At 67.6% G+C, this 21,773-nt stretch carries 20 protein-coding genes; 12 read left to right on the top strand and 8 right to left on the bottom strand.

Going from position 1 to position 21,773, the window contains the following annotated elements; all coding sequences use genetic code 11:
* Positions 1-7 precede the first annotated feature (7 nt).
* From ACFCV3_RS28470 to ACFCV3_RS28460, 3 genes are all read left to right on the top strand, one after another.
* Positions 8-985, top strand: a complete 978-nt coding sequence (locus tag ACFCV3_RS28470; protein WP_376034917.1) for an ATP-binding cassette domain-containing protein — start codon at positions 8-10, stop codon at positions 983-985.
* A complete protein-coding gene (locus ACFCV3_RS28465) occupies positions 982-1,836 on the top strand; it encodes an ABC transporter permease (RefSeq protein ID WP_376034915.1) in 855 nt (284 codons plus the stop codon). The genes ACFCV3_RS28470 and ACFCV3_RS28465 overlap by 4 nt, the downstream gene beginning before the upstream one ends.
* A 216-nt stretch (positions 1,837-2,052) precedes the next feature.
* A complete protein-coding gene (locus ACFCV3_RS28460; protein ID WP_376034913.1) occupies positions 2,053-2,760 on the top strand; it encodes an alpha/beta fold hydrolase in 708 nt (235 codons plus the stop codon).
* Here the strand turns inward: ACFCV3_RS28460 and ACFCV3_RS28455 are convergent.
* The 3 genes from ACFCV3_RS28455 to ACFCV3_RS28445 all read right to left on the bottom strand — a co-directional run bounded on the left by ACFCV3_RS28455 (position 2,692) and on the right by ACFCV3_RS28445 (position 4,878).
* Entirely contained in the window at positions 2,692-3,453 is a 762-nt protein-coding gene (locus ACFCV3_RS28455) for a class I SAM-dependent methyltransferase (protein ID WP_376034911.1), read from the bottom strand. The two genes, ACFCV3_RS28460 and ACFCV3_RS28455, sit on opposite strands and share 69 nt — an antisense overlap.
* 252 nt (positions 3,454-3,705) lie before the next feature.
* Positions 3,706-4,218, bottom strand: coding sequence for a transcription elongation factor GreA (gene greA, locus ACFCV3_RS28450; RefSeq protein WP_132411515.1), 513 nt, complete (start codon positions 4,216-4,218; stop codon positions 3,706-3,708).
* Positions 4,219-4,461: 243 nt separating this feature from the next.
* Positions 4,462-4,878, bottom strand: a complete 417-nt coding sequence (locus tag ACFCV3_RS28445) for a DUF4307 domain-containing protein (protein WP_376034909.1) — start codon at positions 4,876-4,878, stop codon at positions 4,462-4,464.
* Between the two features lie 58 nt (positions 4,879-4,936).
* Here ACFCV3_RS28445 and mca point away from each other — a divergent pair, with 58 nt between their 5' ends.
* From mca to ACFCV3_RS28410, 7 genes are all read left to right on the top strand, one after another.
* On the top strand, positions 4,937-5,800 hold the full coding sequence (gene mca / locus ACFCV3_RS28440) for a mycothiol conjugate amidase Mca (protein ID WP_376034907.1): 864 nt from the start codon (positions 4,937-4,939) through the stop codon (positions 5,798-5,800).
* Between the two features lie 40 nt (positions 5,801-5,840).
* Complete coding sequence (locus tag ACFCV3_RS28435) at positions 5,841-6,110, top strand: hypothetical protein (RefSeq protein WP_376034905.1); 270 nt, start codon at positions 5,841-5,843, stop codon at positions 6,108-6,110.
* Between the two features lie 129 nt (positions 6,111-6,239).
* A complete protein-coding gene (locus ACFCV3_RS28430; RefSeq protein WP_376034904.1) occupies positions 6,240-7,274 on the top strand; it encodes a CopD family protein in 1,035 nt (344 codons plus the stop codon).
* Positions 7,275-7,284: 10 nt separating this feature from the next.
* Positions 7,285-9,255 carry a thioredoxin domain-containing protein gene (locus ACFCV3_RS28425; protein ID WP_376034902.1) on the top strand — a complete coding sequence of 657 codons (1,971 nt, stop codon included), beginning with the start codon at positions 7,285-7,287 and terminating at the stop codon, positions 9,253-9,255.
* A 224-nt stretch (positions 9,256-9,479) separates the two neighbouring features.
* Positions 9,480-11,552: a M4 family metallopeptidase gene (locus ACFCV3_RS28420; protein ID WP_376034900.1), complete on the top strand. Its 2,073-nt coding sequence runs from the start codon at positions 9,480-9,482 to the stop codon at positions 11,550-11,552.
* Between the two features lie 119 nt (positions 11,553-11,671).
* Positions 11,672-13,255 (top strand): M4 family metallopeptidase, encoded by a 1,584-nt coding sequence (locus ACFCV3_RS28415; protein ID WP_376034898.1) that lies wholly within the window; start codon positions 11,672-11,674, stop codon positions 13,253-13,255.
* 92 nt (positions 13,256-13,347) lie between these two features.
* The gene (locus ACFCV3_RS28410) at positions 13,348-14,775 is read left to right on the top strand and encodes a M28 family metallopeptidase (RefSeq protein WP_376034896.1); all 1,428 of its coding nucleotides are present in this window, start codon (positions 13,348-13,350) and stop codon (positions 14,773-14,775) included.
* Here the strand turns inward: ACFCV3_RS28410 and ACFCV3_RS28405 are convergent.
* The 4 genes from ACFCV3_RS28405 to ACFCV3_RS28390 all read right to left on the bottom strand — a co-directional run bounded on the left by ACFCV3_RS28405 (position 14,772) and on the right by ACFCV3_RS28390 (position 18,007).
* Entirely contained in the window at positions 14,772-15,275 is a 504-nt protein-coding gene (locus ACFCV3_RS28405; RefSeq protein WP_376034894.1) for a hypothetical protein, read from the bottom strand. The genes ACFCV3_RS28410 and ACFCV3_RS28405 overlap by 4 nt on opposite strands.
* 198 nt (positions 15,276-15,473) lie before the next feature.
* Positions 15,474-16,013: a hypothetical protein gene (locus ACFCV3_RS28400; protein ID WP_376034892.1), complete on the bottom strand. Its 540-nt coding sequence runs from the start codon at positions 16,011-16,013 to the stop codon at positions 15,474-15,476.
* 137 nt (positions 16,014-16,150) lie between these two features.
* Complete coding sequence (locus tag ACFCV3_RS28395) at positions 16,151-17,272, bottom strand: phosphotransferase (RefSeq protein ID WP_376034890.1); 1,122 nt, start codon at positions 17,270-17,272, stop codon at positions 16,151-16,153.
* Positions 17,273-17,314: 42 nt separating this feature from the next.
* Positions 17,315-18,007, bottom strand: coding sequence for a hemolysin III family protein (locus ACFCV3_RS28390; RefSeq protein WP_376034888.1), 693 nt, complete (start codon positions 18,005-18,007; stop codon positions 17,315-17,317).
* A gap of 226 nt (positions 18,008-18,233) precedes the next feature.
* Between ACFCV3_RS28390 and ACFCV3_RS28385 the strand changes: the two genes are divergently transcribed.
* Positions 18,234-19,013: an isoprenyl transferase gene (locus tag ACFCV3_RS28385; RefSeq protein ID WP_376034886.1), complete on the top strand. Its 780-nt coding sequence runs from the start codon at positions 18,234-18,236 to the stop codon at positions 19,011-19,013.
* Here ACFCV3_RS28385 and ACFCV3_RS28380 read toward each other — a convergent pair.
* Positions 18,973-20,043, bottom strand: coding sequence for an NYN domain-containing protein (locus ACFCV3_RS28380; RefSeq protein ID WP_376034884.1), 1,071 nt, complete (start codon positions 20,041-20,043; stop codon positions 18,973-18,975). The two genes, ACFCV3_RS28385 and ACFCV3_RS28380, sit on opposite strands and share 41 nt — an antisense overlap.
* A 350-nt stretch (positions 20,044-20,393) precedes the next feature.
* Here ACFCV3_RS28380 and ACFCV3_RS28375 point away from each other — a divergent pair, with 350 nt between their 5' ends.
* Positions 20,394-21,728 carry a PhoH family protein gene (locus tag ACFCV3_RS28375; RefSeq protein ID WP_376034882.1) on the top strand — a complete coding sequence of 445 codons (1,335 nt, stop codon included), beginning with the start codon at positions 20,394-20,396 and terminating at the stop codon, positions 21,726-21,728.
* Positions 21,729-21,773: the final 45 nt, after the last annotated feature.

The following is a 21,773-nucleotide window of genomic DNA, read 5'->3' as shown; positions in this document are numbered from 1 at the left end:
CGTGCAGATGCCAGCCATCGAGGCCACCGGTCTCGTCAAGACCTTCCGGTCCCGGAAGAACGTCGTGAAGGCGCTCGACGGGATCGATCTCGAGGTGCCCGAGGGGACCGTCCTCGGGCTGCTCGGGCCGAACGGTGCCGGCAAGACCACCGCGGTGCGCCTGCTCACCACGCTGATGAAGCCGGATGCGGGCTCGGCCCGGGTGCTCGGCCACGACGTGGTCAAGGAGGCGGACACGGTTCGCTCGCTGGTGGGGCTGTCGGGGCAGTATGCGGCCGTCGACGAGCTGCTCACCGGCCGGGAGAACCTGTGGATGTTCGGCCGGCTCTACCGGCTCAGTAGTCAGCAGGCGAAACAGCGGGCAGAGGAGCTGCTCGAGATCTTCGACCTGACCGACGCCGCCGACCGGACCCTGAAGACGTACTCGGGCGGCATGCGGCGGCGCCTCGACCTGGCCGGTTCGCTGATCGCCCACCCGAAGGTGCTGTTCCTGGACGAGCCGACGACCGGGCTGGATCCGCGGTCGCGGCTCGATCTGTGGAAGATCATCCGGGACCGCGTCAGCGAAGGCGTCACGATCCTGCTGACCACGCAGTATCTGGAGGAGGCCGACGAGCTGGCCGACAGCATCGTCGTGGTCGACCACGGATCGGTGATCGCCCGCGGGACGGCCGACGAGCTGAAGGCGAAGGTCGGTGGTGAGCGGATCGAGGTCGTGGTCCACGACGCCGGCGACACCTACCGGGCGCTCGAGCTGCTGACCGGGGCGCTCGACATCACCGACCCCGAGGCGACCACCCTCGACCAGCACAGCCGGCGGATGACGGTGCCGGCGCCGGGCGGATCGAGTGCACTGGTCGAGGTGATCCGCACCCTCGACGCCGCCGGTATCCGGATCGCCGACATCGGCCTGCGCCGGCCGACCCTGGACGACGTCTTCCTCACCCTGACCGGGCACGAGGCCGAGCAGAAGGAACAGGCATGAGTACGACGACCGGCCCCGAGACCGTGGGCCCGGAGCACGTGAACCCGCTCAGCCGCGCGCTGTCCGATGCCGGCGTACTGGCCTGGCGCAGTCTCAAGCGCATCCCGCGGACACCGGACATGCTGATCTACGCGACCATCCAGCCGATCATGTTCGTGCTGCTGTTCGCGTACGTCTTCGGGAACGCGATCCCGATCCCGGGGTTCCCCGGCGCCCGGGCGTACCGGGAGTTCCTGATGTCGGGGATCTTCGCGCAGACGATGGCCTTCGCGGTCGCCTCCGCCAGCGTCGGCCTGGCCGACGACATGTCGAAGGGCCTGATCGACCGGTTCCGTTCGTTGCCGATGGCAAGGTCCGGGGTGATCGCCGGCCGGGTCGTCGGTGACCTCGTCTTCAACACCTTCGTGATGGTCGTGATGGTGATCTGCGGTTTCATCGTCGGCTGGCGCTGGCACAACGGCCTCGGCAACGCCTTCGCGGCGTTCGCGATCCTGCTCCTGTTCGCCTTCGCCATGCTCTGGGTGGGCGCCCTGATCGGCCTCTCCGTCGGCGGCCCCGAGGTCGCCGCCTCCGCCGGCCTGATCTGGCTCTTCCCCCTCACCTTCCTGTCCAACGCCTTCGTCCCCACCCCCAACCTCCCCAGCGGCCTCCAACCGGTCGCCGAGTGGAACCCGATCTCGGCCATCGTCGCCGCCTGCCGCCACCTCTTCGGCAACCCGTCCCCCTTCGCCAGCCCCGAAGGCTTCCCCGCCCAGCACCCAGTCCTCCTGTCACTGCTCTGGTGCCTGGCCATCATCCTCGTCTTCGCCCCCCTCGCAGTCCGCAAATACCGAAGCGCCACCACCCACTAACCCCCAACCGCCGCCGCCAAAGGCCCCCTCTGGCGGCGGCCACCCGGGTGAACCCATCAGATGGCGGACGGATGGAGGGGGCGGCGCCCTTCGCCGCGCCGTGGGGCGGACCGGTGGGCCATCACAATTGGGGGGATCGGGTGTCGTCCCGCGGGGGAGTTCGTGGGGTGGGCAGTTGTGATGGCGTGGGGGTTCGGTCGAAGCGAGGAGTGGGCTGTGCGGTTGGCTTTTCGGGAGGTTGGGGCGGCGGGGGCGCCGGGGATGGTGTTGCTGCATGGGTTGACGTCGGATGGGGGGTCGTTCGACGGGGTGGTGGGGGAGTTGGCTCGGCGGTGGCGGGTGTTGGTGCCGGATCAGCGGGGGCATGGGGAGACGGGGGCAGCGGACGAGTACTCGTTCGAGTTGCTGGCGGCTGACCTGGGGGAGTTCCTCGATGAGCACGGGTTGGTGGCGCCGGTGGTGGTTGGGCATTCGATGGGAGCTGTTGCGGCCTACCTGCATGCGGCACGCCAGCCGGAGCGGGTAGGGGCGTTGGTGCTGGTCGAGTCACCGCCGCCGTTTCCGCAGGCGCGGCCGATACCGGAGCGGCCGGACGGGCCGTTGACGTATGACTGGCGGGCTCGGGTGGAGCTGATGGGGCAGGTGAATGCGCCGGACCCTGGATGGTTCGGCGAGCTGGCGGGAGTGCGGGCGCCGACGTTGGTGATCGGGGGAGGACCGACCAGTCCGTTCCCGCAGGAGCAGATGCGGGCGATGGCTGAGCAGGTGCCGGGTGGCCGCTTCCACGAGCTGGCGGTGGGCCACGGGGTGCATCGAGAGGCACCGGAGGCGTTCGTCGAGCTGCTGACCGAGTTTCTAGCGGTTCATGGCACGGATCGTGAGATCGCCGGTGGTGGTGACGTCGGCGGCAGCGAAGCCGGCTAGCTGGAGCATCCAGAGGAGTTCGTTGCGGAAGTACCAGCGGCCTTGGCCAGCGCGGATCTCGGTCCGGATCAGCGAAGCGCCGTCGTACAGGTCGTAACGGCGTTCCTCGTGCCAGGTCTGCTCGACGCGATCCAACGCGGTCCAGCGCGATGAGACCTGCAGACGGCGACCGTCGGGCAGGACGGTGCCGGTCCCCGTCTGCCAAGGCGTGGGGAAGTCGTCGGCAGGCGGTTCGGTGTAGTTGACAGGGACCGGGAACACGTTGAAAACAAGGACTCCACCAGGCTCGAGGTGTTCGCGACAGCGCCTCAGAGTCTCGAGTGCTTCCTGCCGATCCATCACACACACGAAGCTGCCGCACGGGATGTAGATCGTGCGGAACTTCCCCGGTACGTCGAGATCCTGCATCGCCTGTTCGTACAGAGGCGGCGTCAACCCGGCGACCGCGGCCTGGCGCCGGCACATCGCCAGCATGTCGGCCGAGATGTCACACCCCTCGACCTCCAGACCTTCGCCCAGGAACGTGAGCAGCAACCGCCCGGCACCACATCCCAACTCCAGTGCGCGCCCGCCCTGCTCCCGGATGACCTCCCGATAAAGCGGTGCATCCAGCCGGGCATCGGTCACCGAACTAGCGGCCCACTGCTCCGCCGCCAGCCCCCGAAACACCTCACCCTCGTCATACCCGCCCACGCCCGAAGTCTCGCCGTACCCCCATCCACCCGCACCCCGTTTTGCCCAAACGGGAAGCCAGTTGCCGGGGGCGTGAACAGGCAGTGGTGGGTGTGAACAGGTTATTTCTTGTTCAAGCCCACCGTCGGCTGTGCGGACCCACGACTTGAGGCGCGGGCGAACGGGCGTGCGCCGGTACGGCGAGGAGGGGCGCGGCAGGGAAAAGCGAAGCGCCCCGGTGGTTGTCCACCGGGGCGCCGCGAAGGTGGTGGGTCAGCCGGTGAAGGGTTCGGCGGCGACGATCTGGACGGTGACGGGCTTGCCGTTCGGGGCCTCGTAGGTGGCCTTCTCGCCCTTCTTCTTGCCGAGGATGGCGGCGCCGAGGGGGGACTGCGGCGAGTAGACGTCGATGTCCACCGAGGCGTCCAGGGCGAGCAGCTCGCGGGAGCCGAGCAGGAAGGTCTCGACCTCGTCGTCACCGGCGAAGGTGATGGAGACCTTCATCCCGGGCTCGACCTTGCCGCCCTTCTTCGGGGTCTCGCCGACCTGGGCGCGGCGGAGCATGTCCTCGAGCTGGCGGATGCGGGCCTCGATCTTGCCCTGCTCGTCCTTGGCGGCGTGGTAGCCGCCGTTCTCCTTGAGGTCACCCTCGTCGCGGGCGTCGCTGATCCGCTGGGTGATCTCGGCCCGGGCCGGGCCCTTCAGCTGCTCCAGCTCGGCCTTCAGCTGGTCGTAGCCCTCCTGTGTCAGCCAGACAACGCTCGCCTCTTCGATTCTCTGCGTCATGGGCTGCTCCTTGAGGGTTGGATAGGTGGGCAGGAAATGCTGCTGGCCGCCGTCGACGACGGCGACCAATCCAATCAGCGTAGCAAGATCTGCCCGAGAACCCCACCGTTCCCAGGCCTCCCAGCCGCCAGGAGAACGCTTTCCCGACGGTTTTTTCCGAATTCTGGACGGACCGAGGGCAATCGGTTGCCGATTCAGGTTCCGCGTCAACCAGAAACCGGCTCTGACCTGCGCTTTTGCAGGTCAGTGCGGGCGCTGCGAATCGGCCGTCGTACAGCCGATCAGGACGACCGAGGTCGCGGTTCGCTGGGTGGTCAGAGTGGCCGGGAGCGATTGGTTCCGGGGAGAGTCCGCGGGGACCGTCAGGGTCAGCTCACCGACGATCGAGAAGTCCGCGGCCTTGGCCTGCACCCGGCAGGTCGCTTCGACGGACTTGGTGCGGTCGACCTGGACCGTGGCCGTCACCTGCGTCTCCGAGACGATCTTGAAGGCCAGCAGTCGCGACGTCACCGGCGGGTTCGATCCGACCACCGCGGCCCACAGCAGCCATCCCAGGCCGGCCACGGCGATCACGGCGACCAGGCCGATGATCAGCGGTCGCCGGGACCGTGCAGTGCGTCCGTAACGGGAGTCGAGGGTGCTGCTGGCTGGCTCTGTCAACGGGGGTCCAGGGGGTTGGTTGTGGGTTTTGGGGTCCGGTGGAGGACCATTGTGTCTTGTGAGTGGAGAGTTGCGGTTGTTGCATGTGCATGCCCACCCGGATGACGAGTCGAGCAAGGGTGCCGCTTCGACGGCCCGGTACGTCGCTGAGGGCGTCGAGGTGCTGGTCGCCACCTGTACCGGTGGTGAGCGTGGATCCATCCTGAATCCGAAGATGGACCGGCCCGAGGTGCTGGCCAACATCAGCGAGATCCGCCGCAAGGAGATGGACGCGGCGCGCGAGATTCTCGGGATCCGGCAGGAGTGGCTCGGCTGGGTCGACTCCGGCTACCCCGAGGGTGATCCGCTCCCACCGCTGCCGGACGGCTGTTTCGCCGCCCGGAAGGTGGAGGACGCGGCCGCTCCGCTGGTGAAGCTGATCCGCGAGTTCCGTCCGCAGGTCGTCACGACGTACGATGAGAACGGCGGGTACCCGCATCCCGATCACGTGATGTGCCACCAGATCACCGTGGCTGCCTTCGAGGCGGCCGGTGACGCGGACGCGTACCCGGAGCTCGGTGAGCCCTGGCAGCCGCTGAAGCTGTACTACCACCACACGTTCCACCGCGAGCGGATGAAGGCCCTGCACGACGCGATGGTCGCGCGCGGGCTGAAGTCGCCGTACGAGGACCGCCTCAAGGACTGGAAGCCCGACCCGGAGAACGAGCGCCGCATCACCACCCGGGTCGAGTGTGCGCAGTACTTCGAGACCCGCGACAAGGCGCTGCTGGCGCACGCGACGCAGATCGACCCCGACGGTGCGTGGTTCGACGTACCGCTGGAGGTTCACCAGGCGGCCTGGCCGACCGAGGACTACGAGTTGGCGCGGAGTCTGGTCGAGTCGGAACTGCCGGAGACCGACCTCTTCGCGGGGCTCCGCTGACGGCGGGGGATGACAGTGAGAGAATGGTGGCGTGATAGCGATGACCTCCCTTGCGCCGGTCGAGATCGACCCGAACTCGGTGCGTCCCGGCTGGGTCGCGCTGCTGATCGTGCTCGCTCTCGGTGCCGTCACGGTGCTCCTGTGGCGCAACATGGGCAAGCAGCTGAAGAAGATCGACTTCGACGACGCCGGCGCGGACGCCCCAGCTCCGTCTTCCGGCCCAGCGAGTCCCGCCAGTTCTGCGGACCCGGACGGTGTCGATCCGATCCCTACGGTGGCTACGACACCGACGCAGAGTGAGCCCAAGTAACGCCCACAGAACGATTCTCGGCAGTCCCCGCCTGACCGTGATCACGAGATGGTGTCGGACTGGGCTGCCCACCTCCACGTGACCCTATAGTGGCCGCGTGCCCACCAATGCCGGGCGCGGGTCGGTGCGATGAGCACGACCCGTGCCACTCGCGCCGCCCGGCACCGCATGCCCGGACGCCTGGTAGTCGGTGGGCTGAGTGCGGTTGTGGTGGCCTCGATCGCTCTCGTGATCGCCATGTTCGCCACCGGCAGTGAGCCGCAGGACACCGGTGGTATCGGCGGCCCGAGCCTGTTCGTCGCCTGGCTCCTCCCGCTGCTCCGCCTGATCGCGACCCTGGCCACCGTCGGCTGCGCCGGCGCCTTGCTCGCCGCCGTCGTCCTGCTCCGCATCGAAGGCGGCCTGCTCGGCACCCAAGGCCGCCGCGCGGTCCACGACGCGAGCAACTCGGCAGTCATCTGGGCCGCCTGCTCCTTCGCCGGCGCCGTGGTCACCGCCGCCGTCATCCTCGACACCCCCGTCAACCTCCTGTACCTCCGCCTCGACGACGCCCTCGCCGTCCCCGAGGTCAAGTCCCTCCTGATCACCGGCATCCTGGTCGTGGCCCTGGCCATCGGCATCCGCCGCGTCCAGACCTCCCAAGCCGCCCGCCTCGGTGTCCTGGTCGCCATCGCCGCCCTGATCCCGAACGCACTCACAGCGTTCCCGCGCAACGAGTCGTACGTCGTCCTCGCCGGAGCCGCCCTGGTCATCCACGTGATCGCCGCCACCACCTGGATCGGCGGCCTGGCCGGCCTCGTCCGCTACGGCCGCGCCAGCCGCGGCGGCCTCCCGATCGTCCTCGAGCGCTACAACCAGGTCGCCACCCTCTCCTCGATCGCCCTCGTCCTCAGCGGCCTGATCAGCGCCGCCGGCCGGCTGGCCGCGAAGGCCGGCGGCTGGAACGGCGTCTTCGACGTCCTCACCTCCGACGCGTACGGCGTCCTCCTGATCGTCAAGGTCCTCGCGTTCGCCGCGCTGATCGTCGCGGCCCAGCTCAGCCGCACCCGCGCCACCGGCAACCTCCTCGACCGCAACATCCCCTTCTGGCAGATCGTCGGCTTCGAGCTCGTCGTCATGGCCCTCACCCTGGGCCTGTCCGTGGCCCTCTCGCAGACCACCTAACGTTGGGGGCATGACCCCCGTGAACGAGCTCGGTCGGAGTACCAGTCCTTATCTGCGGCAGCACGCGGGGAATCCGGTGGCGTGGCGGGAGTGGTCCGAGGCGGCGTTCGCTGAGGCGCGGGAGCGCGACGTACCGGTGTTCTTGTCGGTGGGGTACTCGGCTTGTCACTGGTGTCATGTGATGGCGCACGAGTCGTTCGAGGATGCGGCGACGGCGGAGTATCTGAACGCGCACTTCGTGTGTGTGAAGGTGGATCGGGAAGAGCGGCCGGATGTGGATGCGATCTACATGGCGGCGACCGTGGCGATGACCGGGCAGGGCGGGTGGCCGATGTCGGTGTTCCTGACGCCGGAGGCGGAGCCGTTCTTCTGTGGGACGTACTTTCCGAAGGATGCGCGGCACGGGATGGCGTCGTTCCGGCAGGTGCTGGAGTCGTTGGTGGAGGCCTGGCGGGGGAAGCGGGAGCAGATCGACGGGATCGGGCGGCGGGTGGTCGAGCAGTTGGGGGCCCGGCAGCAGGCCGGTGGTGGGGACCTTGATCTGGATCGGGCGGCGCAGTTGCTGGGGACGGACTTCGATCCGGTGGACGGTGGGTTCGGGGGAGCGCCGAAGTTTCCGCCGTCGATGGTGCTGGACTTCCTGTTGCGGCATCACCGGCGGACCGGTTCGGCGGATGCGCTCCGGATGGTTGTGCAGACCTGTGAGCGGATGGCGCGGGGCGGGATGTACGACCAGCTCGCCGGTGGCTTCGCGCGGTACTCCGTCGACGGGCAGTGGGTCGTCCCGCATTTCGAGAAGATGTTGTACGACAACGCGTTGCTGCTCGACGTCTATACCCAGTGGTGGGCAGTCGGTGGCGAGCCGATCGCGCGCCGGATCGCCGAGGAGACGGCCGAGTTCCTCCGCACGGAACTGCGGACGCCGGAAGGTGGGTTCGCGTCGGCGCTCGATGCGGATACCGAAGGCGAGGAAGGCAAGTACTACGTCTGGACAGCGGCCGAGATCTACGCGGCACTGCCCGCGGAGGACGCGGCCTGGGTCGTCGAACTCTGCGACGTGACCGGCACTTTCGAGCACGGATCCTCGGTTCTGCAACTCCGTCAGGACCCCGATGACGCCGATCGTTGGCAGCGGATCCGAGCGACCTTGAGCGAGGCCCGCAAGGCCCGCACGTACCCCGGTCGCGACGACAAGGTGGTCGCGGCCTGGAACGGTCTGGCCATCACCGCACTGGTCCGCGCCGGCATCGTCCTCGGCAAACCCGAGTACGTCGAGGCCGCGACCGACGCGGCCGAATTGATCCGGACGGTCCATCTCGACCCGACCACGGGCAGGCTGCACCGGACCTCGCGGGACGGCGTGGTGGGTACGGCGCACGGCGTACTGGAGGACTATGCGGCTTTTGCGCAGAGTTGTCTCACGTTGTTCGGTGTCAACGGCAACATCAAGTGGTTCGAGACCGCACAGACGCTACTGGATCGGACGCTCGAGCAATTCGTTGCCGACGGCTCCTATTTCGACACGGCCGCGGACGCCGAGGAGCTGGTGTGGCGGCCGCAGGACCCGACGGACAACGCGAGTCCGTCCGGTGTGAGCCTGGCCGCCGAGGCGTTCAGCACGCTCGCGAGCCTGACCGGATCAGTCCGGTATGAGACCGCGGCCGAGCAGGCCCTGAGTGCCTCGGCGGCGATCGCGGCCCGGGCGCCGCGGTTCGCCGGGCGGGCGCTGGCGGTGGCCGAGACGATCGCCGCCGGACCGCTCGAGATCGCGATCGCCGGCCGTTCGCCCGAGCTCCTTCAGGTCGCGTTCACCCATGCGCCCTGGGGTACGGCGATCGTCCAGGCGGAGCCGGGTCTCGACGTACCGCTGATGGCCGGCAGGTCGTTGGTCGATGACCGGCCGGTGGCATATGTGTGTCAGAAATTCACTTGCCAGCTGCCGGTTCCGGAACCGGACGCCCTCCGCGAGCAGCTGAGCTGACCATCGTGGTCAATGCGGGTTTTCCCTGTCATTTCGGCACTATCGCTTGACTCCGGGCCCGCCGCAGGCGAGAGTCCTCCCTCAGTCGGATGTAACAGAATTCGCATGTCCTGACACGCAGTGTCACAAGTGAGCAGTGGCACTGATGGGCCAGACATCCGGCGTCCCCAACTGAATTCGGTCGTTGCGCCCAAACAGCGACCACACCGTGAGGAGATGTTGTCTTGAAACGACTGACATCAGCAGGGGCGGTGGCCATCGTCGCGGCAGCCGGACTGGCTGCAGGCTTCACCGGCACCACCGCCGGTGCCGCCGACCGTACGGCGCCGCTCCCGGCGTCCGGCTTCGACCAGCCGGCCGCCGTCCAGGCCGAAAAGGCGCTGACCGCGCAGACGGCCGCAGCTCTCGGACTCGCCAGTGGCGAGCAGCTCCAGGTGCGCGACGTCGTCAAGGACGCCGACGGCACCGAGTTCGTCCGCTACGACCGCACCTTCAACGGCCTCAAGGTCGTCGGCGGTGACCTCATCGTGAAGCGCAAGGGTGAGGCCATCGGTCAGGTGAAGTACAACTACGGCGCCAAGGCCGTCGGTGTCGCGACCAAGCCGACGCTGTCCCAGTCGGCCGCGCTCGCCAAGGGTGCCAAGGCAGCCGACTTCAAGGCCACCGGCAACAAGGGGACGCTGGTCGTCTTCGTCACTCCGACCAAGCCTGTGCTCGCCTACGAGGTCGTCACCACCGGCGTCAAGGCCGACCAGACCCCGTCGGTGCTGCACTCGTTCATCGACGCCAAGTCCGGCGCGGTGCTCGCCCAGACCGACGAGATCAAGACCGGTACCGGAAACTCGATGTACTCCGGACAGGTCTCGATCGGCACCTCCGGCAGCTACTCGATGTCGGACCCGAGCCGCGGTGGCAACAACACCACGGACCTGAACGGCGCCACCTCCGGTACCGGCACGGTCTTCACCGACCCGGACGACACCTGGGGCAGTGGCACGACGGCGAACCGCCAGACCGCCGGCGTCGACGCCCACTTCGGTGCCCAGCTCACCTGGGACTACTACAAGAACGTCCACGGCCGCAACGGAATCTTCAACAACGGCCAGGGCGCGCGCTCGCGGGTCCACTACGGCAACGCGTACGTGAACGCGTTCTGGGACGGCACCCAGATGACGTACGGCGACGGCGCGGGCAACGCCCGTCCGCTGACGTCGATCGACGTGGCCGGTCACGAGATGAGCCACGGTGTCACCGAGGCCACCGCGAACCTGAACTACTTCGGTGACGCGGGCGGCCTGAACGAGGCCACCTCGGACATCTTCGGCACCGCTGTCGAGTTCTCCGCGAACAACGCGCAGGACCCGGGTGACTACCTGATCGGCGAGAAGATCAACATCAACGGCAACGGCACCCCGTTGCGCTACATGGACAAGCCGAACAAGGACGGCCGCAGCTACGACTGCTGGAGCACCTCGGTCGGCGGCGCCGACCCGCACTACTCCTCCGGCCCGCTGAACCACTGGTTCTACCTGGCCTCCGAGGGCACCGGCACCAAGGTCATCGGTGGCGTCACCCACACCTCCACCGCCTGCGACGGTTCCACCGTCACCCCGGTCGGGCGCGATGTGGCCGCCAAGGTCTGGTACCGCACGTTGAGCACCAAGCTCAGCTCGGGCAGCACCTACAAGGACGCCCGTGAAGGTGCGATCACGTCCGCCAAGGAGCTGTACGGCAACGACTCCGCCGAGTGCAAGGGCATCGCGGCGGCCTTCAACGGCATCTCCGTCCCGGCCGGCGCCGCCGCCTGTGGTGGCACCACCGAGCCGCCGACCGGCGACAACCTGCTGAAGAACCCGGGCTTCGAGTCCGGTGCGGTCAACTGGACCGGTACGTCGGGAGTCGTCACCAGCAGCACGTCGAAGCCGGCGCGCACCGGTACCTGGAAGGCGTGGCTGCAGGGCAACGGCCGTTCGAGCACCGAGAACATCGGCCAGTCCGTCGCCATCCCGGCCACGGCGACTACCGCTTCGCTCTCGTTCTGGCTGCGTATCGACACCACCGAGACCACCAGCTCGACGGTGTACGACACGCTCAAGGTGCAGATCGTCGACGGCAGCACGACCACCACGCTGGCGACGTACTCGAACCTGAACAAGAACACGACGTACACGCAGAAGACGTTCAACGTCGCGGCGTACAAGGGCAAGACCGTCACGGTGAAGTTCGTCGGCGCGGAGGACTCCTCCCTGCAGACCAGCTTCGTCGTGGACGACACCTCCCTGGTTGCGGGTAGCTGATACCCGGGGTCCGGAGGCCTGAGCGCCTCCGGACCCGCCTTCCCCTGTGTCAAGGACGCGTCATCCCATCGCCCGGGTCGCTGCGCCCATTCAGCGACCGCTATGTGAGGAGAGCTGTCTTGAAACGAGCAACTTCTGTTGGGGCCATCGCCGTCATCGCCGCAGCCGCCATGGTGGCTGCGCCGGCCGGCGCGAACCTTGCCTCCCAGCCGCTGCCGGCCTCTGGTTTCGACCAGCCGGCGGCCGTCAAGTCCGAGCAGGTGCTGGCGGCGAAGACCGCCCAGGCTCTCGGGCTCGGCAAGGGCGAGGTCCTGCAGGTCAAGGATGTCGTGAAAGATGCCGACGGCACCGAGTTCGTCCGCTACGACCGCACCTTCAACGGCCTGAAGGTCGTCGGTGGTGACTTCATCGTCAAGCGCGACGCGGCCGGAACCGTCAGCCAGGTCACGTACAACCGCAACGCGAAGACCGTTGGGCTCACCTCCACCAAACCGACGCTGTCCGAGGCTGCCGCGCTCGCCAAGGGTGCGAAGGCAGCAGGCTTCAAGGCCACCGCCAACAAGGGCGACCTGGTCATCTACGTCAGCGAGACCAAGCCGGTGCTGGCCTACGAGGTCGTCACCACCGGCGTCAAGGCCGACCAGACGCCGTCGGTGCTGCACTCGTTCTTCGACGCGAAGACCGGTGCGCTGCTGGACTCCGACGACGAGGTCAAGACCGGGACCGGAAACTCGATGTACTCCGGCCAGGTCTCGATCGGCACATCCGGCAGCTACCAGCTGCGGGACACCGCTCGCGGTGGCAACAACACCACCGACCTGAACGGCGGCAGCTCCGGCACCGGCACGCTCTTCACCGACGCAGACGATGTCTGGGGCAACGGTACGACGTCCAGCCGCCAGACCGCCGGTGTGGATGCCCACTACGGCTCCCAGCTGACGTGGGACTACTACAAGAACGTCCACGGCCGGAACGGCATCTTCAACAACGGCCAAGGTGCGCGCTCCCGCGTGCACTACGGCAACGCCTATGTGAACGCGTTCTGGGACGGCACCCAGATGACGTACGGCGACGGTCAGGGCAACGCCCGTCCGCTGACCTCGATCGATGTCGCGGGTCACGAGATGAGCCACGGTGTCACCCAGGCGACCGCGAACCTGAACTACTCGGGTGACGCGGGCGGCCTGAACGAGGCCACCTCGGACATCTTCGGCACGCTGGTCGAGTTCTCGGCGAACAACGCCACCGACAAGGGTGACTACCTGATCGGCGAGAAGATCAACATCAACGGCAACGGTACGCCGCTGCGCTACATGGACAAGCCGTCGAAGGACGGCCGCGGCAGCCAGGACTGCTGGACCACCGGCACGAAGAACCTGGACCCGCACTACTCCTCGGGACCGCTGAACCACTGGTTCTACATGGCCTCCGAGGGCACCGGCGCCAAGACGATCAACGGCGTCAACTACAGCACCACCTCCTGCAACGGTACGACGTTCGCCGGTGCGGGCCGTGATGTGGTCGGCAAGATCTGGTACCGCACGCTGACCACCAAGCTCAGCTCCGGTTCGAACTACGCGGCTGCCCGCAACGGTGTCATCAACTCCGCCAAGGAGCTGTACGGCGCCGGTTCGGCCCAGTGCCTCGCGGTGCAGCGCGCCATGGCCGGCATCAACGCGCCGGCCGGTTCCGCTGCTTGCTAACAGCAAGTAGTTCGTGAGATTCGAAGGTCCGGGGGCGGGCCCTGCCCATGGCTCGCCCCCGGATCTTCTCTTGTAAGCAAGGAGAAGTCCCCATGCGTAGATCCTTGTCTGCAGCGGCTCTCGCCGCGGCACTCGCCGCCGGAGCGCTTGCCGTCCCTGGTTCCTCGTCCGCCGCCACCGCCGCGGTCGTCGATCCCGACATCTCGGTGACCAACGCCAAGGCGCACCTGGACCAGTTCCAGTCCATCGCCACCAGCAACGGCGGCAACCGCTACACCGGCCGCCCCGGCTACAAGGCCTCCGCCGACTGGGCGAAGGCCAAACTCGACGCGGCCGGCTACTCGACCACGTTGCAGCAGTTCAACACCTCGGCCGGTACGTCGTACAACGTGATCGCCGAATGGCCGTTCGGCGACGCGAACCATGTCGTGATGGCCGGATCGCACCTGGACAGCGTCAGTTCGGGTCCGGGCATCAACGACAACGGCACCGGGAGCGCGGGCGTCCTGGAGGTCGCGCTCGCCTATGCCGCCAGTGGCCAGACTCCCAGGAACCGTCTGCGCTTCGGTTTCTGGGGTGCCGAGGAGCTCGGGCTCCTCGGTTCCAAGTACTACGTGAACGGTCTGCCCGCGGCCGAGCGGGACAAGATCGAGCTGTACCTGAACTTCGACATGATCGGTTCGCCGAACCCGGGATACTTTGTCTACAACGACAATCCGGCCGGTAACGGCGCGCGCGACGACCTGACGACGTACTTCACCAGCAAGAGCATCCAGACGGAGTACATCGACGTCCAGGGCCGCTCCGACCACGCGGCGTTCCGCTCGCTCGGGATCGCGACGGCCGGCACCTTCACCGGCGCCGAAGGCACCAAGACCTCGGCCCAGGCGGCGAAGTGGGGCGGTACGGCGGGGCAGGCGTACGACCCGTGTTACCACCGGTCCTGCGACACCATCACCAACCTCAACCTGACCGCGCTGGACCGCAACATCGATGCCATCGGCCACATGATCTGGAACTATGCCCAGAAGGACTACGGCAGCGGACCGCCTCCGGGTGGTTCGAACCTGCTCGCCAACCCGGGCTTCGAGTCCGGCGCAGTGAACTGGACCGGTACGTCGGGTGTCGTCACCAACAGCTCGTCCAAGCCGGCCCGCGCCGGTACGTGGAAGGCGTGGCTGCAGGGTAACGGCAGCACCAGCACCGAGAACACCGGCCAGTCGGTCGCGATCCCGGCCGCGGCGACGACCGCGACGCTGTCGTTCTGGATCCGGATCGACACCGCCGAGACGACGTCGTCGACGGTCTACGACACACTCAAGGTGCAGGTGGTCGACGGCGGGACGACGACCACACTGGCGACGTACTCGAACCTGAACAAGAACACGACGTACACGGAGAAGACCTTCAACCTCCTTGCCTACAAGGGGAAGACGGTCACCGTGAAGTTCCTCGGTGCCGAGGACTCGTCACTCCAGACGAGCTTCGTCGTCGACGACACCGCGGTCACTGTCCCTTAGAGCTGTTTGCAGAGATTCCCAGGTGGGATCTTGGCCTCGGTGAGCAGCTTGCTCACCGGGGCCGACAGCGGCTTGAGCTTCGGGTCCTCGAGCCGGGCGACCTTGCCGTTGGCGGAGACCGCGATGATCATGTCGTCCGGGTGCCGCACGGTCGGCTTGACCATCGTCAGGCTCGCCCAGTCGACCTGCTGAGCCGCGGAGGCCAGCGGGGTCAGCAGAGTCGGGTCGAGCTTGCACCGGATCGTCTCCTTACCGAGTGAGCTCACCGTGGCGATGCCGTCCGCGTCCACCTGCACCTGGTCGTTGAAACCGGCGAACCCGCCGGTCCGCGTGACCGTCAGCGGCAGACCGACCCCGACCGGCGTCGACTCGGTCACCGACGGCTCACTGGGCGTTGGCGTAGTCGCCGGCGTACCACCGACGCTGGACTCGTCACCGCAGCCGCTCAGAACCAAACCAGCGAGGGCAACGAGCGCTGTGTACCTACTGAGGTTCTTCACGCACCATGGATACCCGATCCACCCCGATTCGTTGCAGCCGAAACAGGACTGAGATCAAAAAGGTGGTCGAGCCCACCCGTGCGGCTTCGCTGTGGTGCGGGAGGCTTTGCCCGCCCGGGCCCGGTGCGTGGTGGCCCGCCGCGGGCAGCTAACCGCCGGATGAGGCGTCGGCGTAACACCCGGACAACGACCAGGCTGTCACCCCGTTGGGCGGATCATCACCTTGAGCAGGGGTGACGAGGGTGACGGCTGGCTCTGCCCGATCTCCTCGTACCCCCACGACTCGTAGAGCGCGTAGACCTTTCCGTCCCCGGCCGCCGGATTGACCATGAGCGTCACGAACGGCTCAGTACGAGTTGCCAGGAGCGCATCGTGGATCCGTCGAGCCGTACCGGTCTTGCGCCAGGTCGTGCGTACGCCGATCTCCTTGAGCGCGGCCGCTGGACCGTCGGTGTACTTGTCCGCGGGCGGCGGGCTCGTGCGTGCCCAATACCGGTCGCCATGCTCAATCGTGTTGGCGTAGGCGTAGCCGACGGGGACGCCATTCACGTAGGCAAGGACCGCCACGAACCCCGGCTCGACACCGTGCCTGTCGAGCCTTTCACCGAACGCCGGCACCGCGTAGTTCGGGAGGTGGAGCAGTTCTGAACGCACGTCGGCGTAGACGTCGACGAGATCGCCTCGTACGTCGTCGATCGTGGTGAACGTGCGCAGTTCCAAGCCGGCAGTCGCAGTCATGCTGGATTCCTCCAGGTGGCAACTTGTTCGGCCCAAGTCTGCGCGGCGGAGCCTTCTCGTCGGTCAGAAGGTGCCGAGTGGAACGGGCAGCTGCCTGCGGCGGGGCGCCAGGGGCCGGGCAGGGCGGGCAACTACGTTCAAACGACTGGTGAGACCAGGTCGACGAGGGCGCGGGTGAGGTGGACGCGCTGCTCGAAGAGTGCAGGGGTGGCCGGCTCCCAGAGGGGTAGCGCGGTGAACGTTGCTCGTGCGCACAGTGAACCCAGGTAGCCGTAGAGGACCTGCTCCTCGGTCACCTGCATGCCCTCCTCGGCCAGGCCGGTCTGGAAGGCATTCAGGATCACCTTGTGTACAGCGGGCAGTGCCTCTGGGGAGAGCTCTCCAGCGTGGGCCAGGCCGATCAGCAACTGTCCTAGGTCGAAGCCGACCGCCTGGGGGCAGTCGAAGCCCCAGTCGATGACTACGAACTCGTCGGGGCAGTCCTGCGGCACAAGGAGGTTCTGCGGACTCGCATCGCCGTGCTGGTAGCACTGCGGCAGGGTGTCGAGCGCATCCAGCACGGCGGGCAGGCGCGTCGCCAGCGCCAGTAGGTCGTCCCGCAGGGTGTGATCACCCAAGTTGTCGACCGCCTCGGCGAGCATCGGGTTCTTCCAGGTCTCCGGGGCAGCAAGGGCCGGTATGGCGTTCCGCATCACCCGGCCGCCGGTGTAGTACCGCAGTCCGATGCCCGGTGTGGTCACTCCGGCGCGGGGGAGCAGGGGGTCGACCAGATGCGGCTGTCTGCGCGCCGAGAGCCGACCGAGCAGGTACGCCGCTCGCTCGAACCGGGCGATCGGCCAGGGGCCCGGTTCCGGGGTGATGTTCTCCATCCACAGTGTGCCGCGATCGTCGTCGCACAGGTCGATCCGGTACGTCGCGGGCAGGCGCATGCCGTCCGGTAGCAGCTCGGGCAGGTTGCTGCGGTGGACGGCGAGCTCGAGCTGCCAGGGCAGGTTCTGCACGAACTCCTCCCGCAGCTCCTCCGGGACCATGCCGAGGAACTCCCAGTGCCGCACCGACTGGAGCTGCTTCACGAAACACGACCAGCCGACGCCGTCCGCCGTACCGAAGACGCGGTAGAGCCCTGCGGTGGTGGGCGTCCCGATGGGGTAGTCCACGACCTCGACCCGTACGTCGCCGATGCGTGCGGTGGGTACTCCGGTGACGGTGCGGCCCAGCTCGGCCAGCTCGTCGTCGTTCAGCGCCGGAAGAGTGCTCATACCTCAGGGTCGCGCCGGACCCTTCAGACAGCCTTCAGATCGTCAGGATTGGTACGTAACGATGCTGACAGCGACGTAGTGGCAGATGAAGGCGGCCACCGTCAGGGCGTGGAAGATCTCGTGGAAGCCGAACCAGCGGGGGGACGGGTTCGGCCGCTTGGTGCCGTAGATCACCGCGCCGACCGAGTAGAGCAGGCCGCCGACCGCGATCAGCGTGACGACCGCCGCGCCGCCCTGGCGGTAGATGTCGCCCATCCAGAAGACCGCGACCCAGCCCATGGCCAGGTAGATCGGGGTGTAGAGCCAGCGCGGGGCGCCGACCCAGAAGACCCGGAACAGGATGCCCAGCGTCGCGCCGCCCCAGACCAGGCTCAGCATCAGGATGCGGTCCTTGCCGCTCAGCAGCAGCATCCCGAGCGGGGTGTAGGTGCCGGCGATCAGCAGGAAGATGTTGCTGTGGTCCAGCCGGCGCAGGATCGCCTCGCCGGTCGCACCCCAGTAGAAGCGGTGGTAGAGCGCGGAGATACCGAACAGCAGCATCGCGCCCATCGTGTAGACCGCGGCCGCCCAGCGCGCGTTCGAATGCGGGGCCAGGCAGATCAGCACGATGCCGCCGGCGGTGGCCAGGGGGAAGGTGCCGGCGTGCAGCCAGCCGCGCAGCTTCGGTTTCAGCGGCCCGAGTCGTCCGGACAGTCCATGACCGACATTCTGGGGCTGGGCACCGGTAGCGGTCATCGCTGTCCTTTCATCGTCCCGGGTGTGCTGTACCCGCATCTACACAACCGTACCTACGCAACCGTAGGTACGACTCCCCGCAGGCTGAAATGTAGGCGAAGTCACCCGGTCGACGCACCTTGTCCCGTGTCTACGATGCGGCGAACAAGTGAAAAGTTCGGCCTCTCTTTCCACCGGTGTTGTGGGCTAGCCTCAGGGTGAGGACGTTGGAGGCGAATCCCTGCTCATGCAGACACCAGGCAAGCAGAAGCTGCGCGACGCGCTGATGCTGATCTACGAACGCCGGCTGCGGCGTTCGCTGCCGCCGGACCGGATCCCGGGGCACATCGGCGTGATCATCGACGGCAACCGGCGCTGGGCCCGCTCGGCCGGCAACCCGGTGTCGCACGGCCACGAGGCCGGCGCGAACAAGATCACCGAGTTCCTGCACTGGTGCGACGAGGTCGACGTCAAGGTCGTCACCGTCTGGATGCTGTCCACCGACAACCTGACCCGGCCCGCCGACCAGCTCGAGCCGCTGCTGCGGATCATCGAGCAGGCCGTCGACGAGCTGACCGCGATCGGCCGCTGGCGGATCCACCCGGTCGGCGCGCTGGACCTGCTGCCGAGTGTGACCGCCGAGACGCTGAAGCGCGCCGAGACCGCGACCAGGGACGTCGACGGCATGCTCGTCAACGTCGCCGTCGGGTACGGCGGCCGCCGCGAGCTCGCCGACGCAGTCCGCTCGCTGCTGCTCGAGGAGGCCGCCCAGGGCATCTCGATCGAGGAGCTGGCCGAGCGGGTCGACGTCGAGCACATCGCCCGCCACCTGTACACCAAGGGCCAGCCGGACCCGGATCTGGTCATCCGCACCTCCGGTGAGCAGCGCCTCGGCGGCTTCCTGCTCTGGCAGAGCGCCCGGAGCGAGTTCTACTTCTGCGAAGCCCTCTGGCCGGACTTCCGCCACGTCGACTTCCTGCGAGCGATCAGGAGTTATTCCCAGCGAGAGCGTCGCTTCGGCGCGTGACTCCGCGTCCGCATCGCACACACGCCGTACGACGCCTGAGGTAGTAGGCGTACGTCGCTGCACCGAGTCCTGCGCCCCAGAGGATCCAGAGGATGCCAGGTGCGTTCAGCGCCCAGTTGTCGCCGTCCAGGGGCAGCTGGGCGTTCATCAGGCCGGCCGGGATCAGAACCACGGCCACGATCGACGCCGGAATAATCGCCAGTCGTGGAGGTACCCGGCGACCGGCTTTGAACCAGATCCAGCGTGGGTAGACCTCGCCCCAGCGCTGGACCAGGCCGTGGGTGAGGATGCTGCCGCCGATGGCCAGCACAGCCAGGCCGAGGCCCATCTCGAGCATGCCCGGCGTATCGGCCATCATCTGGTGGAACTCGTCGGTGATGCCCAGCGGCCAGCCGAAGTACCAGGCGATCCGGGTGGCCTCGTACGGCAGGTTTGCCACGACGGAGACGCCGACCGCGACGCGACCCCAGCGCAGTGCGGATTCGGGCGTGGTCCACGCGGGTGCGGGCCGGTCGCTGCGGCCGCAGGAAACGCAGGCGTCGCGGGTACGGCGGTGGTACGCGATCGCCGTACCCGCCCACAGCAAGCCGCCGACGAACACGATGAGCAGGTTCAGCCGATGCCAGTACAGGATGTCGCCGACCCCATCCTGCTCGCCCGGGATCCCGGTGAAGGCGAAGATCACCAGCGCCGGAGACAGGGCGAGTATCCCGAGCGGCGTGTAGTCGGGGATCACGAGGGCCAGGCCGACCGCGAGTACGGCGGCGATTGTCTGCAGCAACCACCCGCGCGGCCGGCGTACGGTCATCACCACTGCCAGTACGGCGCCGCCGAGTCCCACGACGGCCATCACCGGCCCGACAACCGCCACTGGAGCGCCTTCCAGGATCGACGCCGTCGCCTGGTCGTCCTCCACCTTGGCGAACGGGTAGTCAGCACCTCCTAACGACCAGTAAACGCCAGCAATGCCGTAGAGAAACGACCACAGGGCGGTCGCACACCCCATCAGGAGCGGCCAGTTTTTTCGCATGACATGAGCGTCGGCCGGAACGCCGTCGTACCGGATCACCCGGCGGGGTGAGCGGGGTCCCCCGGGCGAGGGGAACGTGTAACACCGTGTTAACCCCGTGGCCGGGCGTGTCGGGCTGCGGGGTTTGCCGGACCCTCCTACTCTGACAATGACGGTCGGAGGGGAAGCCGGCTGTTACGGGAGGTGCGATCAGTTTGAGAATCGTTCGCCAGCCGGTTGCCCTATGAGGGGCAGAACGGAGTGTCCGAGACGGTCTGTCTCGGTCCGGCTGATCCCCGACTCCCGGTCCAACACCTAACACTGGTGGGCCGGGCGTGGTGTGCACGTCGCGGCCCGAGAGGACGTGCGACATGGCTGCCACCCACGCCAAGGCGTCAAGTACCTCATCCACACCGGACCAGCGCACTTTTGTGCTGGACACCTCGGTGCTTCTGTCGGACCCGCACGCACTGCTGCGGTTCGACGAGCACGAGGTGGTCGTCCCGGTGGTCGTCGTCACCGAATTGGAGGCCAAACGGCATCATCCTGAACTCGGCTACTTCGCTCGCACCGCACTACGCCTGCTCGACGAGCTCAGGATTCAGCACGGACGTCTCGACGCACCCCTGCCAGTGGGGGAGAACGGTGGAAGCCTGCGGGTCGAACTGAACCACACCGACCCAGAGAGCCTGCCGGCCGGTTTCCGGCTCGGCGACAACGACAGCCGGATCCTGGCGGTCGCGTGCAACTTCAAGGCCGAGGGCCGCGACGTCACGCTGGTCTCCAAGGACCTGCCGATGCGCGTGAAGGCCTCGGCCTGCGGGCTGGTGGCCGAGGAGTACCGGGCCGAGATCACCTTCGAGTCCGGCTGGACCGGTATGGCCGAGCTCGAGGTCGAGACCGCGGTGGTCGACGACCTGTACGAAGAAGGCGTGCTGGAGCTTCAGCAGGCCGGTGAGTTCCCGACCCACACCGGGCTGGTGCTGCTGTCGGACCGGGGCAGTGCGCTCGGCCGGGTGATGCCGGACAAGCGGGTCCGGCTGGTCCGCGGCGACCGCGAGGCCTTCGGGATCCGCGGCCGGTCGGCCGAGCAGCGGGTCGCGCTCGACCTCCTGCTCGACCCGGACGTCGGGATCGTCTCGCTCGGCGGCCGGGCGGGGACCGGCAAGTCGGCCCTCGCGCTGTGCGCCGGTCTGGAGGCGGTGATGGAGCGCCGCCAGCACAAGAAGGTGGTCGTCTTCCGGCCGCTGTTCGCGGTCGGCGGTCAGGAGCTCGGCTACCTGCCGGGCAGCGAGTCGGAGAAGATGCAGCCGTGGGCGCAGGCGGTCTTCGACACGCTGGGCGCGCTGGCCGGTTCCGACGTGATCGACGAGGTGATGGACCGCGGCATGCTCGAGGTGTTGCCGTTGACCCACATCCGCGGCCGGTCGCTGCACGACGCGTTCGTGATCGTCGACGAGGCGCAGTCGCTGGAGCGCAACGTGCTCCTGACCGTGCTGTCCCGGGTCGGGGCGAACTCGCGGGTCGTGCTGACCCACGACGTCGCCCAGCGCGACAACCTGCGGGTCGGCCGGCACGACGGTGTGGTCGCGGTGGTCGAGCAGCTCAAGGGCCACCCGTTGTTCGCCCATGTCACGCTGACCCGTTCGGAGCGTTCGCCGATCGCCGCGCTGGTCACCGAGATGCTCGACGACCTGCAGATCTGACTGACCGGTAAGGAGTCATGGTGAGCTTCGCTCATCACTGTCTGT

Origin of the sequence: Kribbella sp. NPDC056345, from assembly GCF_042262745.1 — a bacterium.
GTDB lineage: Bacteria > Actinomycetota > Actinomycetes > Propionibacteriales > Kribbellaceae > Kribbella.
Note: the sequence above shows the minus strand (reverse complement) of the source record. Positions and strands in the feature narration are given on the sequence as shown.